11 protein-coding genes and 1 CRISPR repeat array are annotated in these 18,517 nt (G+C 52.6%); of the genes, 3 read left to right on the top strand and 8 right to left on the bottom strand.

Features of this window, described 5'->3' with window-relative positions:
- Positions 1-109 precede the first annotated feature (109 nt).
- A complete protein-coding gene (locus AACY82_RS17445) occupies positions 110-841 on the bottom strand; it encodes a sulfite exporter TauE/SafE family protein (protein ID WP_339618135.1) in 732 nt (243 codons plus the stop codon).
- A gap of 245 nt (positions 842-1,086) precedes the next feature.
- Here AACY82_RS17445 and AACY82_RS17440 point away from each other — a divergent pair, with 245 nt between their 5' ends.
- On the top strand, positions 1,087-2,139 hold the full coding sequence (locus tag AACY82_RS17440; protein WP_339618134.1) for an aldo/keto reductase: 1,053 nt from the start codon (positions 1,087-1,089) through the stop codon (positions 2,137-2,139).
- 79 nt (positions 2,140-2,218) lie between these two features.
- Positions 2,219-6,869: direct repeats of the CRISPR family, unit length 28 nt; unit sequence TTTCTTAGCTGCCTGTGCGGCAGCGAAC.
- Positions 6,870-6,998: 129 nt separating this feature from the next.
- Here the strand turns inward: AACY82_RS17440 and cas6f are convergent.
- The 7 genes from cas6f to AACY82_RS17405 form a co-directional block, all read right to left on the bottom strand.
- Positions 6,999-7,562, bottom strand: a complete 564-nt coding sequence (gene cas6f / locus AACY82_RS17435) for a type I-F CRISPR-associated endoribonuclease Cas6/Csy4 (protein ID WP_339618133.1) — start codon at positions 7,560-7,562, stop codon at positions 6,999-7,001.
- Between the two features lie 3 nt (positions 7,563-7,565).
- A complete protein-coding gene (gene csy3, locus AACY82_RS17430; protein ID WP_339618132.1) occupies positions 7,566-8,585 on the bottom strand; it encodes a type I-F CRISPR-associated protein Csy3 in 1,020 nt (339 codons plus the stop codon).
- A gap of 21 nt (positions 8,586-8,606) precedes the next feature.
- Positions 8,607-9,605, bottom strand: coding sequence for a type I-F CRISPR-associated protein Csy2 (gene csy2, locus AACY82_RS17425; RefSeq protein ID WP_339618131.1), 999 nt, complete (start codon positions 9,603-9,605; stop codon positions 8,607-8,609).
- Entirely contained in the window at positions 9,598-10,962 is a 1,365-nt protein-coding gene (gene csy1 / locus AACY82_RS17420) for a type I-F CRISPR-associated protein Csy1 (RefSeq protein WP_339618130.1), read from the bottom strand. The genes csy2 and csy1 overlap by 8 nt, the downstream gene beginning before the upstream one ends.
- A 417-nt stretch (positions 10,963-11,379) precedes the next feature.
- Positions 11,380-14,805, bottom strand: a complete 3,426-nt coding sequence (cas3f, locus tag AACY82_RS17415) for a type I-F CRISPR-associated helicase Cas3f (RefSeq protein ID WP_339618129.1) — start codon at positions 14,803-14,805, stop codon at positions 11,380-11,382.
- Positions 14,802-15,785 carry a type I-F CRISPR-associated endonuclease Cas1f gene (cas1f, locus tag AACY82_RS17410; RefSeq protein ID WP_339618128.1) on the bottom strand — a complete coding sequence of 328 codons (984 nt, stop codon included), beginning with the start codon at positions 15,783-15,785 and terminating at the stop codon, positions 14,802-14,804. The genes cas3f and cas1f overlap by 4 nt, the downstream gene beginning before the upstream one ends.
- A gap of 117 nt (positions 15,786-15,902) precedes the next feature.
- A complete protein-coding gene (locus AACY82_RS17405) occupies positions 15,903-16,721 on the bottom strand; it encodes a WYL domain-containing protein (RefSeq protein ID WP_339618127.1) in 819 nt (272 codons plus the stop codon).
- Positions 16,722-17,152: 431 nt separating this feature from the next.
- On the opposite strand from AACY82_RS17405, the gene AACY82_RS17400 reads away from it, so the two are divergent.
- Positions 17,153-17,320, top strand: a complete 168-nt coding sequence (locus AACY82_RS17400; RefSeq protein ID WP_339618126.1) for a YhfG family protein — start codon at positions 17,153-17,155, stop codon at positions 17,318-17,320.
- A gap of 225 nt (positions 17,321-17,545) precedes the next feature.
- Positions 17,546-18,457, top strand: a complete 912-nt coding sequence (locus AACY82_RS17395; protein WP_339618125.1) for a bile acid:sodium symporter family protein — start codon at positions 17,546-17,548, stop codon at positions 18,455-18,457.
- Positions 18,458-18,517 lie beyond the last annotated feature (60 nt).

The following is an 18,517-nucleotide window of genomic DNA, read 5'->3' as shown; positions in this document are numbered from 1 at the left end:
AACGGATAACGGATAACGGATAACGGATAACGGATAACGGATAACGGATAACGGAAATATTGCAACGCCCAAAAGAATCTCGTCAAGCGCTTGCGCACTCGACGCTCCCTTAATACGTCAATACCCCACGCACTACCGCCGCCACACCGGCAATGGCCGCAACCGATAAAATAATCGGCCGCAACGCATGAAAGGGCAAACGGTTTACCAGATGGCCAGACAACCAAAACCCGATAAACACGCCGGGGCATGTCATCAACACCAGCTTTAGCTCATCTTTGCCGATATACCCCGCAGGCGCCAAAGCTACAATACTGGCACAGCTGGCAAATAAGAAAAACGCCGACAAATTCGCCCGCACCAAAGGCCCGGTTTCGTTCTGGTAAATCAGTGCGATGGGCGGCCCGCCCACGGCGGTAATCGTCCCCATATAACCCGACGCACCACCAGCCAGCATACTGTTGCGCGCCGACAGGCTCGGTTTAAGCCCCATCACACTCATGCCCACCGCCAGTAAAATAAGCACGCCAAACGCCAGCTCAAAGCCCTGCGCGGTCAAAAAAGCCAGTGTTACTGCAGCCAGCGCCGTACCCACAACATTGCCCACAATCGCATAGCGCACCGGCCTAAAGCTTAAGCTTTGGTGATTGCGTACCAGCATCAGCACAGTCAGCACCACCGCGTTGATAATCATCACCCCCGGCAAAAATGCCGGGCTAATCAAAAACATCAAAGGTGCCGACAGTGTACCAATGCCATAGCCCGCCACGCCTTGCAGGCACGCCCCCGCGATCAGGGCCAAATTGGCAAGAATAAGCTGAAGCAACGTAATATCAGACAAAGAGGGGTTCCCAGTATTCACATTTAAAAATAAGTCGCACCGGCAATATATCATACAATTCTAACGGCGATACGACCTTCAGGCGACCTTTTTTGCAAAACTTTTATCGCCTCGGCATCAAGTATTACCGGTACAACCCAGCCAGCCCGCGCCCGACTCAACACGCAACAAATCGAGCCTAGAGATTCCGCGAATCAGCCCCCATAATAACCCCCAACCGACCCTCTACAACCGGAGCCAACCCAATGCAATACAGCACTCTCGGCTACAGCGGCCTCAAAGTGTCACGAGCCTGTCTAGGCACCATGACCTGGGGCAAGCAAAATAATCAGGCTGATGCCAATGCGCAAATCGAGTACGCCCTAAACCAAGGCATCAACTTTATCGACACCGCCGAAATGTACGCCGTGCCCCCCAGCGCTGACACCTATGGCACCACCGAGACCATGATCGGTAATTGGCTAGCCGCCAACCCATCGCGCCGGGATGAATTTATTCTCGCCTCCAAAATAGCCGGCAACGGCCTAAAACACATTCGCGATGCCCAAGACATTACTGGCGAGACAGTGTTAGCCGCGATAGACGACTCTCTCGCCCGTCTGCAAACCGACTACATCGACCTCTACCAACTGCACTGGCCCAACCGCACCTCGCCGCACTTTGGCAAACACGCGCCCGGCCGTATCAGCTTTAGCGATGTAGACACCGCCGCACACTCAGCGCAAATGTTAGAAATACTGCAAGCGCTGGACGAGAGTGTAAAGAGCGGCAAAATTCGCCATTTTGGTTTATCCAACGACACCCCTTGGGGCATTAACGAATACATCCGCTTAAGCGAGAAGCACAACCTCACCCGCGTCACCGCCATCCAAAATGAATTTAACTTGCTGCAAACCCGCGACTGGCCGTTTTTAATCGAAAGCTGCGTACACCAGCAAGTGGCCTACCTGCCCTGGTCGCCACTTGCCACCGGCGCCCTTACCGGCAAATACTTAAACGGCGCACGCCCCCAAGGCGCCCGCTGGAACTTAATACAACGCAACGGCCTATTTCGCGACACCGAACAAAGCAACGCCGCCGTCACAGCTTATCTGGACGTCGCACACAAACACGGCCTCACCCCAGCACAACTCGCGCTCGCCTGGTGTAACCAAGTCGATGGCGTCACCTCCACCATCATCGGCGCCACCAACCTAAAGCAGCTTAAAGAGAATATCGATGCGTTTGAGTTAACGTTAAGTGAAAGCGCGTTAAGTGATATTGCGGATGTGCATAAGCAGTTTCCGGTGCCTTTTTAACGAGAGGTAAAGTCACCTTATTTTTCGTATTTATATGTGACGAGTAACTACTAGGTGGCGACGGCTTTTACGGTAGTGATTTTTTAGATGCCTGTGCGGCAGCGAACACAGCCCGATTGGAAATAACTGGCTACGAAATTTTCTTAGCTGCCTGTGCGGCAGCGAACTATTAGAAGAATCAATAACTTACGCGTCAGTTTTTCTTAGCTGCCTGTGCGGCAGCGAACTCCATGAGGCGATCCACCACCTTCGCCGCCCATTTCTTAGCTGCCTGTGCGGCAGCGAACTCGGCTGTGTATCTGACAGAGAAAGCTATCGCTTTCTTAGCTGCCTGTGCGGCAGCGAACGGCACGACCACGAGGAATGACCTCGGGCCACTTTTCTTAGCTGCCTGTGCGGCAGCGAACATCTTTGGTAGACCCTTGCCTGTGAGAATGTAGTTTCTTAGCTGCCTGTGCGGCAGCGAACGGCATACGCGAGCGAATTTATTTTCAACCGCATTTCTTAGCTGCCTGTGCGGCAGCGAACCCTTGCTATTACTACTCTGGTCATGGTGGTCATTTCTTAGCTGCCTGTGCGGCAGCGAACGTGGCGGAGCAAATGGCGCGCGCCGGACACCATTTCTTAGCTGCCTGTGCGGCAGCGAACGCCGCCGCCAACCGCTGGCGCGCAGGGGTCACTTTCTTAGCTGCCTGTGCGGCAGCGAACCGTGGGCGTGATAGGTTCTAGGGGTTTGCGCATTTCTTAGCTGCCTGTGCGGCAGCGAACGGGCGGCCCTCGTAGTCCGTGGTGTTCGCTTCTTTCTTAGCTGCCTGTGCGGCAGCGAACATTAACGTCAACAAGCCACAGCGCACGAAAGTTTTCTTAGCTGCCTGTGCGGCAGCGAACACTACGCGGGTTTTTGTGCGCATCACGCTATTTTTCTTAGCTGCCTGTGCGGCAGCGAACAAAGCGCCGCGTTAAAGACGCGGTTACCCGCGGTTTCTTAGCTGCCTGTGCGGCAGCGAACTAGCCCTCGCGCTGGTTAGGGGCGTTGCCTTTTTTCTTAGCTGCCTGTGCGGCAGCGAACATATCGGCTCCGGCTCGGGACAGTCTCGCGGCTTTCTTAGCTGCCTGTGCGGCAGCGAACTTTTTCAGTGGCTTTATCGACAATGGTATAACTTTCTTAGCTGCCTGTGCGGCAGCGAACACTACCCTGTTAAAATCCAGCTACGGGCAGACTTTCTTAGCTGCCTGTGCGGCAGCGAACCACGCTATACGATGGTCATTCAATCCCTATGTTTTCTTAGCTGCCTGTGCGGCAGCGAACCAATTACCTTGACCACCTACCCGCCTGTAAAGTTTCTTAGCTGCCTGTGCGGCAGCGAACATAACGAAACGCAAAAAATTATCAGCGAGAGCTTTCTTAGCTGCCTGTGCGGCAGCGAACGACCACGGCAGGGTCTGCAAAGCGTTCGTGAATTTCTTAGCTGCCTGTGCGGCAGCGAACATGAGATTGACACGGGGTGTGATAGCAGCTATTTTCTTAGCTGCCTGTGCGGCAGCGAACTCTAGCCTAGTGTTTTGTTTAGGATTGTTTATTTTCTTAGCTGCCTGTGCGGCAGCGAACTTGTTAAGCATCCCCGCTAAATCTTAACGTCATTTCTTAGCTGCCTGTGCGGCAGCGAACTTGTTGAGGAGGCACTGGCGTCATCTGACGGATTTCTTAGCTGCCTGTGCGGCAGCGAACCACCTAATCGCCGCCGCGCCTGAGTTGTTGGATTTCTTAGCTGCCTGTGCGGCAGCGAACAGGGTGTAACATTCGAGTGGCACCCCTATTGTTTTCTTAGCTGCCTGTGCGGCAGCGAACACACCCTTTAGTTCCACCGGCTGCCAGTCATTTTTCTTAGCTGCCTGTGCGGCAGCGAACTTCTGCACCTCGCTTGCGCGGCTCACAGTGCCTTTCTTAGCTGCCTGTGCGGCAGCGAACTATCTCCAAGGCCCGGCGGGCGGGGGCGGGCATTTCTTAGCTGCCTGTGCGGCAGCGAACGCATCTTGATCTGTGCCCGCGAAAGGCTGTGTTTTCTTAGCTGCCTGTGCGGCAGCGAACGGTTTCTATCTCCAAATCTTCCATCATTTGCTTTTCTTAGCTGCCTGTGCGGCAGCGAACTGAGTATGATTTTTTCTTCAAAGTTAAGGCGATTTCTTAGCTGCCTGTGCGGCAGCGAACAAATTCGCACCGGCCCCGATGCGTCACAGGTTTTTCTTAGCTGCCTGTGCGGCAGCGAACTTGCTCGCGCGCTTTCCGGGCGCTGCCGTGGATTTCTTAGCTGCCTGTGCGGCAGCGAACCCAACACCGTTTAGCGAGCACGCGCCGTTAATTTTCTTAGCTGCCTGTGCGGCAGCGAACCAACCGTAAAAAACATGGCGCCGTTAACGCTATTTCTTAGCTGCCTGTGCGGCAGCGAACACGTTAGATGTGAATTTAAGCGGATTTTACGCTTTCTTAGCTGCCTGTGCGGCAGCGAACTTTAAGGTCAGCCAGATACGCCTCAGCCTTGCTTTCTTAGCTGCCTGTGCGGCAGCGAACATGGGGGTGGTGCTAACTTTTTTACTTATTCGTTTCTTAGCTGCCTGTGCGGCAGCGAACACCGTTTCGAAGCGCAGCGGTGACACTGTCATTTTCTTAGCTGCCTGTGCGGCAGCGAACTTTAGTAGCTGATACGTTTTGTCGGGCGTGTATTTCTTAGCTGCCTGTGCGGCAGCGAACAACACGGGAAGGATTGCCGTCAATGGTTAATCGTTTCTTAGCTGCCTGTGCGGCAGCGAACTTTTGGCGGTCCGGGTGGGACTTGCCGCCGTTTTTCTTAGCTGCCTGTGCGGCAGCGAACACTCCAAACAGCCTTTCTCGGGCACATATCAATTTCTTAGCTGCCTGTGCGGCAGCGAACATCGCGCTGATCGCTCTGCGCGTGGTGCGGCCTTTCTTAGCTGCCTGTGCGGCAGCGAACTTCGGGGAGGGCATCCAAGTCCTAACTGAAGATTTCTTAGCTGCCTGTGCGGCAGCGAACTTCGACCCGACCGTTATGTATGCGGGCAAAGATTTCTTAGCTGCCTGTGCGGCAGCGAACCCGGAGTAATCTTTGGATGCGTAGTAACTTAATTTCTTAGCTGCCTGTGCGGCAGCGAACGACGCGCCATCCGAAAAACTATAGAACGTCTCTTTCTTAGCTGCCTGTGCGGCAGCGAACTCGACTTGGGGCAGACCAAAAGAAACTCGTTTTTTCTTAGCTGCCTGTGCGGCAGCGAACGTGACCTGCCAGCCGCACTAACAGCGGGAACGTTTCTTAGCTGCCTGTGCGGCAGCGAACGGTCGCAAGCACGTCCGCGTTAGCAGTCCACATTTCTTAGCTGCCTGTGCGGCAGCGAACAACGATGCCGCTGGAATCTATGTTGAGAATAGTTTCTTAGCTGCCTGTGCGGCAGCGAACGGATTCTGGAACAAAGCCTTGGGGGTCTGGGGTTTCTTAGCTGCCTGTGCGGCAGCGAACGCTACATTTAACCGCAACTTAAACAATGCAATTTTCTTAGCTGCCTGTGCGGCAGCGAACCCTAAGCGCGCCGTGTTGCGTGTTAGCCTGTGTTTCTTAGCTGCCTGTGCGGCAGCGAACGAGAAGTGGAAGTTTGTGCCGCGCGGTGAATTTTTCTTAGCTGCCTGTGCGGCAGCGAACCATCGGGTTAACATGTGGCCTCCGGTGGGATTTTTCTTAGCTGCCTGTGCGGCAGCGAACTTTTGGCGTATCGTTTCGTTTGCTGTCTCGCGTTTCTTAGCTGCCTGTGCGGCAGCGAACTTGAAAAAGACCATAAATAAGAACGTCAATACTTTCTTAGCTGCCTGTGCGGCAGCGAACCTGATTGAGATTGAAGATCCCGTGGTCGGGGATTTCTTAGCTGCCTGTGCGGCAGCGAACGGTCTCGATCTCCAAGTCTTCCATCATTTGCTTTTCTTAGCTGCCTGTGCGGCAGCGAACGAGGTTGCGCATAATATGTGGGGAGACTCTTTTTTCTTAGCTGCCTGTGCGGCAGCGAACTTCTGCAAGGCCGGTGCCGTTCGCGTCTTTTATTTCTTAGCTGCCTGTGCGGCAGCGAACTTATCGGCGCCTTACTTGTCGTTGCCGGTCTATTTCTTAGCTGCCTGTGCGGCAGCGAACGGGAAAATCGCCGAAGGCTCCCGAACCGCGACTTTCTTAGCTGCCTGTGCGGCAGCGAACGCAATCAAGAGAATCGGCTTCTTACCCGATACTTTCTTAGCTGCCTGTGCGGCAGCGAACGCCAAATGTATACATGTTGCCATGTTATTTTTTTTCTTAGCTGCCTGTGCGGCAGCGAACTGTTTACTATCGTTAGTGGCTTACCCGGTGCCTTTCTTAGCTGCCTGTGCGGCAGCGAACAAGCCGACCAGATTGTCTGGCCGGTTAACACGTTTCTTAGCTGCCTGTGCGGCAGCGAACTGCCGTGCAGGCGAGGAACCATATTGCGATAATTTCTTAGCTGCCTGTGCGGCAGCGAACGACAAGCCTGTCCAATGATCTGCTGAACCAGTTTTCTTAGCTGCCTGTGCGGCAGCGAACGTGAGCAATTACTCTGGCAAGAGGATATGAAATTTCTTAGCTGCCTGTGCGGCAGCGAACCCAATGATCTGCTGAACCAGTGGAAGCTGCAATTTCTTAGCTGCCTGTGCGGCAGCGAACCAGACAATTATAAAAATAAGTATCTGATTTTTAAAGAACATTAGCGCTTTTTGGCTATTTACCCCTATTTTAAGAGGCAGAAAAAAGCCCTTGAAAAACAAGGACTTAAAAATCACGTGAAAAATAGGGTTAAAACCAAGGCACGGTAGTAGTTTGGCTGAAGCCGTAGCTGTTAAACGCACCACTACCCTTGGCCTCTTGGGCATCTTTCTGCTCAATAAACAAACAAAAAGACTGGCTAGTACTAGCGCTACGGATCGTTATAAAGGGTAAATCAGGCTTCCTTTCAATAGCTTGGGGAATTGCCTCACTCGCGGCTTCATAACTTTCGCTTTTGCGCTTCATGCGGCGCCGTCGCAGCCGCTCGACGTTGGTTTTAAATTGCCGTCGTGTTACGAGCTTGTGCGTTACTCCGCCGGGGACCGGGAGAATATCCGTCACGCCTGTGTGGTCCGTCATGCCCTTTAACCACCCAGCCTTTTGCAGCTGATTAAGAGACTCCTGATCACTGTGTATACGTAAGATAGCTCCTACGCCTTTGGGCTTAACGCTATACTGCGGAAAACTTACGCCGATGTTGGTCGCCGCTAATGCCACTAACGCACGGTGCAGCTTGTTGTATAGCGCACCCATCAGCAACGCGGACGAGAATTCAGGGTCGGGGAGTATGGTTATATCCTGGTAATGATCCATACATCACCCCGCATCACCAAATACGCCACCGCGAATAAGCGTGGCCATGACAAAATGCTGCTGCTCGGTCTCAGGCTCTTTATCTTTAAGAACCCAGCTGTCCAGCAAGTTATAGAAATCCATTTTTTGTTTGGGCTGGCGATAGGCTTTGCCTTGTGTGGTAACAGACCCATAGGGCTCTACCGCAATTGGGCCTAGCTCGCCTGCGCCTTCGTACCAGGTATCAACCGTGCGAATCGCATTACCCAGCTTTTGTGAGTGGATGCCTGCAATACCTTTCACGTGATAAAGGGTTTTGCTTTTGTCACCGCGGCCTCGATCCAAAATCAGTTCTTGCGACGGGAACACCTCTTGCGCTGCACCAATGCGCACGAAGGCCGTTACGTGCAACAATACATGTTGCTCACCGCTCAAGCCGGATTCGATTACCTTACCTAAGGCTTGAACATCCGTCGATAAGTTATCGAAGCTGCGCAGCGATACATCCAAAGCGTTAAAGCTCCATGTCTCACTGGCACTGCCTTTAGTCATGCGGGCCACGTTAACTTTTACCTCTTCGGCCCCTACGCGGTTGCGCCATAAAAACCGGCCATTGGCTAGGTTGGCGGCGTAACGCTGCGCCAGTGTGCTAAAGCCGGCTTGCGATACATACTGGCTTACAACTGACTGAAGTTTGTCTTGATACTCACCGCTATTGCACGCTGAAGGGGTGCCCGCACCGGGCAAAACCCGCAAAGTAAAACTGATTTTTAAGGTATCGGAACCTGCAGGCAACGCCGCTACATCAACCGTTTGCAAGTTTGGGTTTTCAATAGCGGCATCTAGCTTGGCCGGATCTTGATCTTTTGTTTTCAAGCGATTAGAAATTGTACCCCGCACCGATTTTTCAATAATACTCACAGGCTCCCAGTTTTGGCTGTGTTCCTGATCATCCCAGTCGCCGCCGTAAAACAAAGCATCGGAGGGATCCAGTTTGCGCTCAAAAGCTAAAACAGATGCGGTTTTTAATGTTTCATTAGCCATAGTTAATATCCTTTTAAAGTATTAGTCGGTAATAGATTCAAGAATTTCAGTGGGTTGGTAATCATTGCAGCAGCGATAAGTGCCGGTATCCGCACAGGTATTGGCGTACCACAACAGTTGCTCTGGCTTTTGCAAGCGGTGCGGGCTTAGCCATTCGCCAATACCGAACAAGCTTTCCACAAAGCGGAAGGGGGTCGTATTATCGCGGGCATTTACTACGCTACCGGCGTCTTGTAACTCCGTTAGCGCGCCGTAACCTACCGGTATTGGCACCAGCCAACCGGATCGCTTTTTACCCGAAGCGCGGGTAGCGACCCACTCGCCTTTGTCTGCACCGTCTTCTTCTGGTTGCCACGCATAGTCAATGCGCGATAAAGACAAAAGTGCATCCAGCCGCGTGGTTTGGCTATTCAACTGGCGTAGCGCTTCATACTCATCGCTTAATGCATCCTGCCGATCGGTTAATACAAACCCCGGTAATAGGCGCATTTTGAGCTGGTTAAAGGTTTTCTCGCGCCCCGTATAGTCGCCAGTAAAGGCAGCCATATAGGGCTGAGTGCGCCATACCGGTTGATGAGAGGGCACAACCGAGCCACCGGCAATACGCATGGATTCAAGCAGCGATTTCACTTTGTCAGCCATTGCTTTTTGTTCAGCCGCATCGCTTATTAGCTCACAGCCAATGGCAAATACTAAACTGACATCCAAATGAACTCGCCCTTCTTCAGCAATAGCGGCCGTTTTTCCATCTTTACCCACGGGATTTCGAGTTAGGTGAAAGCCGCTAACAAAACCATCGCTTGCCGCTTGCTCTTCACAACCGTGCGCCACCACACCCACGGCGTTAAAGTCCAAGTCCAGCCCTGCAGCTTTGGCCTTGCGCTCCAGCGCCCACATTAAACCAATAAAAGCACTCATGGCCGGAAAGCCATGAGTCAGCGGGCTGGATATGGCATTGGCGTTTTGCACACGTAAATGCGGCACTACTAATAAATAATCAAACTCCGGGCAATCAGACATGAGCTACCTCCTTGCTTGCCTTAGTAGCGCGCCGCTGAATGGTGGCCGACCAGGCAGCATCTACAATTGCCTGCTTCGCCCAGTGCGCGTGTTCGGCATCACCCACCGGCAAGCCCTCGTCCATTAAGCGAGTATTGACCCAGTTACCAAATAAACTGGCGACTTCATCGGGCCAGTCTTTCCACTCGAACGCACGCAGGAACTCTTCGTCCTCTTCTTTATGCTCTTCGCGGACTGGCAGGCTGGCACGGGCTTGATCCAGCCAGATTTTTTCGCACAAGGGTAATCGACACGCCGGATCACGCGTCCAACCAGGTTCCATTTTTGCCTGAGTTTCTGCCCCAAAAGCGGCGAGTGACTGCCCTAAGGCTTGCTCAATAGCTTCACGTTGTTGCCGAGTTTCCATCACCGCATCTGGGTCATTTTTAAGTAGCTTTATCAGTTTATTGAGTAAATCACGATTTTCGCGCTGCTTAAAAAACTGCGCGAACGCTGTATCCGTATTTAACGGACTCCACACCCATTCACGCTTCCATTGCGGCGGCGCCGAGGCCAACAAATAATTCACACCGCCACGCTCGCTGTTTAACTGGCTTATGTTCTGAGGCTTAGTGCCACCCAGCTTGCGCTCAGCCACATTGGTGTACACCCTGTAAACACCATCGTGCGGCTGTTTTTTACTGCGCGCCTGACGGGCCGCCTTGTTAACCTCGCCAAAGCGGGCGTCATTGATATCCATATGCACGGCGTGCGCAAGGGGACTTGAAAACAGTGGCTGCAGCAAATGGAAGCTAGCACCATCTGTAGGGTCGTCTGCCGCGCACCAATAAATCTGCTTGGCCATCGTATGAGAGGATAAATTTTGTGCCGGCCGAACCAGCTCTTTAAAGGCATCCGCCCAAACGCTAGCAGTATCCGCATCCGAGTGGAGGGCACTGATCGCATCGGCATCGTTTTGCTGGAACCATTCAATCAGCCGTTTCCCTTCAACTTCCAGTTTCAGGAATTTGTAAACGTCCAAGGCAGCGGCGTTACCAACGACATCCTCGGCAAACGAATTGCCCAGAATATGGGTGCCGACCTCTAGGCGGTTGGGGAGGGATTCAGGGGAAACATACAGGCTGCTACCTTTAGCGTCCGGGTGGGTCGCCTTGGTAATATGGGTTACCGCCTGAATTTGTGACACACGTTTAGCCGCGCTTTCCAGCCAAACATCGTAGTCGTACTTAGCCGCCACTTCGGCGGCTTTTTCATCGCTTAAACCATTTAACTTGGTATCGCATCGCTCATCGACAAAACCGGTGATCGCCTGGCGAAACACCGCCGAACGCGACGACGATTGCTCGTTATCGTGCATAGTGAGAACTCCTTTTGCGTTTGTAGTCGACTGAGCCGACCTAAAAGCTGTAGAATCCCCACAGCAACATGCTGCAGGGATGTGTAGACCAGTTCAGACTCTTCTGGTCATATGCTGGTCAGACATATCTCTATCCTCCTTAGCGCATCAAACCTGTGCTTGGGGCCGACGATCAACCGGCAAGTTGCATTTAAACCCAACCACTGCGTCAACAGTGGTTGGGTTACTTACTGATCAATATATACCCTAAGTCACAGAAAAAAAACCAGTGCATGACTACGCTTAGAATTATATTTTCCCAATGCTATAATAGCGTCACGCACAGCTCTGCCGTATAGGCAGCTTAGAAAAGTGCATGACTTCGCTTGAAGGTCAGTTACCTGCCGCACAGGCAGCACTTACCGGGCTTCGGCCCGGTTATTTTTTCTTACCCAGCCCAAGCGCCGGGTGATACCACCACTGTTGAGCAACGCCCTTGCTACCCACCATGACGTTCACCGTGGTGAACTTTTTGGCGCAGCGCTCCAGGCTCACCCCCTGCGCATCGGCTTGCTCTTTAAGTAGCGCCAGTAAGTCGAATCTTCCCCAGGCGGTTATCCCCTCGCCCATGGGTATATCAGACCACTCCATTGGCATCACCATATGCGAGGCGCTGACGTACACATCTGGCTGCCCACGTTTACCTTCTTCGTGAATACGGTGGGGGAGCAAACACTCCTCATCTTCATCGGGCAAAAACACCAACGTCATCTCGTCGCCGGTTTGTTTGCGAAAAGGCTGTTGCTGGGGCAACACCCAAGTTAACCCTGCCTGTGGGTAGCGCCAGCACTCGGTGGCGGTTAGTTCTTTCTGCCCGCCTCCTGCCCTACCGCCACGCCGTTTGGGCTGCTCTGGCGCCATAGGCGGCAGCATAAGCGCCTCTAGCCGGGCGTGCTCTAAGTCTACTAAGCTGTTTGTACTTTCAAGAGGCTGTTCGCCGCGCACAATGCGCGGGCAGGCGGTAATTTGCCGATACTCTGGCTCGCGCAATAAATGGCTTAACCGGTGATTACTCAGGCGAAACTTGTCGTTGTGTTTATCTTCAAAACCGGGCCTTACATAAACCAGTTTCGGTGCACCGCTGGCCCCCTGGTGCTCGGTAAAGTGACGCAGATTGGTATCAAAAAGATAAATATTCGCCTGTTCAGGTATTTTTTGCCGATGCCTTTGCACCCTGCCCGCCAACTGAATCAGTGAGCGCATGGAGGAGGGCTCTACCACGGCCCAGTCATAGTCATGGTCGCGCCCGACCTCTGTGACGGGGGAGCCGAGCACCACAAACAGTTGGTTTGGCTGTTCACTCGCATCAATCAATTCTCGAATGTCATCACGCTCGTACACCGCAGTTAAGTCGCGCCGGTTTAGCACGCTGTCCAGCAGGTGTTCAATTTCGGAGCGCAGCAATAGCGGAAAGCGCGCGTGATACACGCACAAGTGTATTTGGTAGCCCTTGGGGGCGCCGTTTTTATAAAGCTCTTGCGCCACGCGAAATAGCGGCTCGATATTTGCCATGCGCACCAAACCAAAGCTCACTTTTTTACCAGAGTTGGGGCAGGATTCATGATTGTTATCGTGAGCGTTGATAATGGCATTTAGCACAGGTTCTGCAAAAGCTTTGTGAATGTCGGCTTTATCGGTGCTCTCTACGCTAGGCAAATCGAGTGGTAGTATCTCGCCTTTGCGGTTAGCGCCTTTGGCTTTAACCGTGCCGGTTAACTTTTTAACCCGCTGCTCGACAAACGCTTTATGCTGAGCCATAAAGTCATTGCTACCGCATGACAGTAATTGTGGGTTAACGCTCTCGTCCACCCACAGGCAGGTCACCAACGGCTCAGAAATATCTTGCCCACCGTGCTCGCCTCGGTTTTTCAAATAGTGCGCGCGGCCTGCGGCATAGGCGTTAAACATACCCTCGACCAATGCGGGTGGCATAGTGGCCGATGATAACAATACCCGGCTACCCAACAGCCCTGCCCAGTGAACCAAGCGTGTGAGTGCGGGTAAATCGTCCATGCCAAAATCATCCAGCTCATCCAGTACTAAGTCGCTGCTCATTAAACGCAACATGGGGGCAATTTGGCGCCCAGCTCTTTGCGCCTCAGTCGCGGGCATTAAATGATCGATGGTACAGACCAACATAGGGGCGGATACCAATGAGCTAATGCGCGGATCGGACATCACCTTGGAGAGCAACGGATGGTCGAGGTGCTGACCTTCGTAGAGCACATGGCTGTCTTCCTCCATTAGCTCTTGAATAGACGCAGAACCAGTACTTTCGGCGAGAGATTCGTAATATTCAAATAGCTCGCGGCTGGCGGCGCCGCCTACTTTAATGGCGAGCTCATCATCATTTAGATGTAAATCTTTGCGATAGCTTCGGCCCGTTTGCAGGGTTAGGGTTCTCAACCCCAGCGCAAATGTCGCGCGCAAACCAAGGTCTGGCGCTGATAGCGCATTTAAAATCCGCGCATTCGCCAAGGTTTTACCGCAGCCGGTTGAGGCCATGTTGACGATAAAACACCCTTCCTCGGCCGCTTTTTCACGAGCGGCCAACGCCGCATCGGCGGCCCTATCTTGCCAACGAAAACGCTCATTTGTACTGCGCTTTTTAAGGCCTTTATGGCGAGCCAATCTTGGCAAAAACCGCTCAAACCCCGGCAAGCTTCTCACAATACCGCCAGAGAACTTGGCAACGCCTAACAAGTGCTCGTCGAGCGTCTGCTTGAGTGTTCGACTGCTATCGGTGTTGGCGTAAACTTTGTAGCTTTTGTCGCCAGAAACACGCTGGTTAGACTCTGCTGGCAAGGCTGAATAATGGTGGTCGGCCAACATCAAACTCAAGCGGGATAAGTGCATCACATAGGGGTTATCCAACCAGCGATAGTCTTGTCGGCGCTCCAGAAGCCGCTGCAATCGTAGCGCCAACCTTGCTGCTGATTCGCGCCATTTAGGCAGGCTGACGGGCAATTGCTGAATAGACCAATAAGTTGCTATGGCATCTTCTGATTTAATTTGCCTTAACTCATTCCAATCGTGCTTCACGCTTTGCAGTAAACTAGGCAACTCGCTTGCGCCAAAATCGGGTGACCGCTTACCCAAATAGTGTTGTACACCTTTCTCGTCCATCACTGGTTTTACCGGTAAACGATGATGGGTAACAACCAACCAAGCGACGGCGGCCGCTAAAGGCGGTAAGTTTTTAAAAGGCGGCTCGCAGTTATCCAGCCCATCGCGACAATAGCGCCCGGCCTGAAGCCAGGTTTTGTCATCGGCGCTTGTGGGTGATGCCAAGCGCTGCAGCCAAGTGGCGTCATCATCGCCACCCACAAACGCTAAAAATAACCGCAGGGATACCCACTCATGGCGATAAAGGTTTTTCTCAATTAACTTGCCTCTTAGCTTTTTTTGAAACGCAACACTGGCCTTTCCTAAATCGTGCAACAAAGCGGACAATTGAGCTAAGAGCTGTATATCTTCACCGGTATGCCAATCGTTTTCAGACTCTGAACGCAGAATATTTCGCTCGGTAGTATTGGTGGGAACCGCCCCTTCACTGTTAAATTTGGACGCGTTACCAACAATCCACATCAGCTCGCTGTGGTCTTTACCGCGAATCCAGTGGCAGGCGATCGCCGAATTACGCCTTGCGGATTTTCTAAGCAGCTTTTTTAATGTGTTTAACCCTTCCATGGTAATAGGTGTTTGCCATGTTCGCTCACCCCGGCGCTCGGCAAACTGATCGAGAATCCTGCGAGTCTCGGCCAGTGCACGCTTATTACACTGAGACACCAACAGTACATTCATGGCTTTGCCTTGCCATCTTGGCCAATGGTGGTAGCAATGTCTTTAAGAGTGTCGATCATAAAATCCAGCGATTCACTGCGTGTTAACGATTCGACACAATTGCGGCGAAACTCTTGCTCATCGTCACCACGCATGGCCGACAAAAAGGCCTGCGGCAGTATTGCGGCGTCTTTAACTAAATCGGCGGAGTCAAACACCAAACCGCCTCGGCGAGTTTTACCGTGTAAAACAGCCAAGCCGTGAGGTAAACCAAGCACCCAGGTTGCGGTTGCCCCCAAACCGTAAGCTAAATAATTGCCATGATCGAGAAAACGATTGGCGGGATCGGTGCCTGTACCGCGCTTGGCACGGGTAAAGCCACCATAACCCACGGTATTCACAGCTAACTTAAACAGCGCCTTGGTCAGACGTGCCTCTTCGGTAAGTAACGTATTGGTATCGAGCGCCACCTCAATGTTGGTTCGGCTTTTTTCTAGCATGGAGGCAAGCATAGTGGGCTCGATCAAAAAACCGGCCTCTTTTATAGCGCGTTTATTCCATTCACTCTCAATTCGGTTTAAACGCGACAACTGCAGGGCTTTGGCGGCCATCAGGCGCAAGTCATCGTTAAACCACATTTGCACCCACGCCTGCATATATTCAGTCGGGCGGTATTCGCTTTGCGGCGAAAACCAAGCAACGTCCACGTCAACCTCATTAGCGCTAAACAAAGGCGTGCCGCCACCGCCGCAAAAACCAACCAAAACACCGGCCTTAGCTAACTCGCGCATCGCCGCCTGAGTCACCGACGTACCAGTGCCCAGCAACACGGTTGTGGTGTTAGCAATGGGGATATTCCAGTAGAGCGATTTTTTACCCTCGTCGGTGACATACTCTACCCGTCCGCCATTTACCAAGACCCGGCAGTACTGCAGGTAGTAAATATTGGCCCGCTTTGAGTGCAATATGGTTTTCAAATCCGATGGCGATAAATCGTCCATTGCTCAACTCCACCTTTGTGATTTTTTATTAGCTTACCCACTCGTCCGTAACACACAATACTGTAAAAATAACCCGTATGAATTTCTGACAAAGCCCTCAAGCACACCCCGTCACCATCAAAACAACCACTCTTTAATGTCAGAAAAATTGACCAACACTAACTGCTGGGCCTCGGGCATACCGTCCAGAACCTTGGGGTTGATGCGCATTTCTTGTAGTAGGTAGTGAGCTAAACAGGCGCGAGTGGTAAGTTTTAACTGGCCGTCTTGCATGTCGTAGTCGTGCTCTATCACGTCGCGCTTGGCGGGAGCAAGACGTGGGTCGGGCTCAAATACAAGCTCTACCTGTGTCTGCCAGGCCTTGTCTAGCTCGGCACTTTGCTCGGCGGGGCCGGACAAAATGGCGTCGCCACGAAAACGGCTTAAAACAAAGTCGCGAAATTGCTCTTTGTGTTCGCACCAAGCGCGCAGGTGCCAACGCAGGCCGGTTTGTACCAGCGCATGCGGGACAATAACCCGGCCTTGCCGGTTGGGGTTAGTGAGCGATACATAATCCACCTCTAGCCGCTGATTGTGGCGAATAGCCTGCACAATGGAGCGCATTAAAGGCGCTGGGACGCCGCGCGCGGGTAAGCTTAATGTGTGTATAGGGAGTGTTTCTATGGCCAGCGGCTGGGCCAGCCAAGCCAAGTATTGCTCTGCCAAGCCGGTAATAAACAGCGGTTTAAAGCCCGACTCTGGCTGATGGCATTTACGGCTGGTGTTATAGCTGAGATTATCAGGCGCTAATTCTAGGTAGCGTTTTATATCTTGACTGGCCTGCTGGCGGGAAAGCCCAAAGTGCTTAACCAACAGGCTGCTGTTGGCGGCGCCCTCCCAGTAGGCGACTAATTCGAAGGTTTGTAAGCGCGCTTGCTGCGCATCGCTGATGTCCATAGCGGCGTGTCCTTGTGGTTGTGCGGCTGGCGCGCTGTTCAACACAGCGATAATGACACAGCAGGGCAGACATGCAAACCACCCAACCAATAAGCCACACCTGCGCCACCGGAGCGGTAGCATCTTGCCTGGGGAAGCCAAGTCCGCCGGCCAGGCAAAGGGATCGAATAAACAACGGCTAGGGTTTTCAAAGGAGAGGCTTGAGCGGCTAAAATAGCGGCAATAAAAACACGAGGCGCTAAACACGCCCGATGTTCCCACCATAGCTTTTGTAAATGATCAACCGTAGCCGCCTACAGCATAGCTACCAGCATCGGAAACCTCATCATTCCGCTCTACCCGCAACTGCCCACAAACCGTAACTAAACCTATCGGCCTGTTTATCGATCTGCGTTAAAATTAGTCACACAAAATGTAACGGGATCCTTAAAATGAGTAAAACGGTATCTTTAGAGCGCAAACAGGCTTATACCCGACAAACCCGCACCGCTAACTATGTTGCCAGCCTAAAACTTGAGGGCATTACTGCCCCAAAAAGCTCTTCTAAGCCCACATCTAGAGAAGAGATCATCGCCAAATATACCGCACCGCAACCATAGCTCTTGGCCGAGATTAATAGATACGGCAATGACTCACCGCCGCCCAACCACCCAGAGAAGCCCTACTCTCCGAAACCTATGCGACATTAAGAAATACTCGCCCGATAACGCAGAGCGGGACCGGTGACTTGTGGCGCTAAAAAAACCCAAGCTTTTCTGCCATCATACGTAACCACACTCATAAGACGCACCTACCGATTACTCATCATCGAGCCAGCACTAACAATGCCTTTACTTCAAACGTTCAACCGCCTCTTTCCCCTATGGGCCATTTTACTGGGCGCCCTGGGCTTTTACTTTCCGGCAATGTTTACGCCGCTGTCATCTGCCATTGCCTGGCTGTTGGCGCTGGTGATGTTTGCCATGGGACTGACGTTATCTTCGGTCGATTTTTACCGGGTAGCGCGCGAGCCTAAACCGATTCTGCTCGGGCTGGCACTGCAATTTACGCTGATGCCACTGGCGGCTTTAGCGGTGTCCCGATTGCTGGGGTTAAGCGTTGAGTTAACCACAGGCATGGTTTTGGTTGGCACGGTTGCCGGGGGCACGGCGTCGAATGTCATTACTTGGTTGGCCGGTGGGCGAGTGGCGTTGTCAGTTTCTATGACGTTAACGGCGACGCTGGCATCGGTGGTTTTAACGCCTTTGCTAACGTGGTTATTATTGCGTAACACGGTAGAGATCAACACGTTAGGAATGCTGTGGGGTATTGCCAAAATTGTTGTGGCGCCAGTATTAATGGGCGTATTGCTACACCACTTTTTTGCCGCTGGCATCAAACGGCTTGAGCCGGCGTTGGCCAGTATCGCGGTGATATTAATCAGCGTGATTATTGCGATTGTGGTGGCGTTAAACGCCGGGCGATTGGCCAGCATTGGGGCGCTAGTATTAGTGGCCGTGGTGCTGCACAACAGCATAGGGTTAACGGCGGGCTACTGGCTGGCGCGCCTGCTTAAGTTTGATGAGGCGACTTGCCGCACCATCGCCATTGAGGTGGGCATGCAAAACTCCGGTTTGGCCGTGGCATTGGCGCAACAGTTTTTTAGCGCCAGTGCGGCAATGCCGGGAGCGCTATTTTCGGTTTGGCATAACGTGTCTGGATCGCTATTGGCGAGCTGGTGGAGGAGAAAGGGATGACGGAGGACGGATGACGGATGACGGATGACGGATGACGGATGACGGATGACGGATGACGGA

The sequence above is a fragment of the uncultured Gilvimarinus sp. genome, from assembly GCF_963972205.1.
Lineage (GTDB): Bacteria > Pseudomonadota > Gammaproteobacteria > Pseudomonadales > Cellvibrionaceae > Gilvimarinus > Gilvimarinus japonicus.
This window is presented reverse-complemented; position numbering and strand designations above follow the sequence as displayed.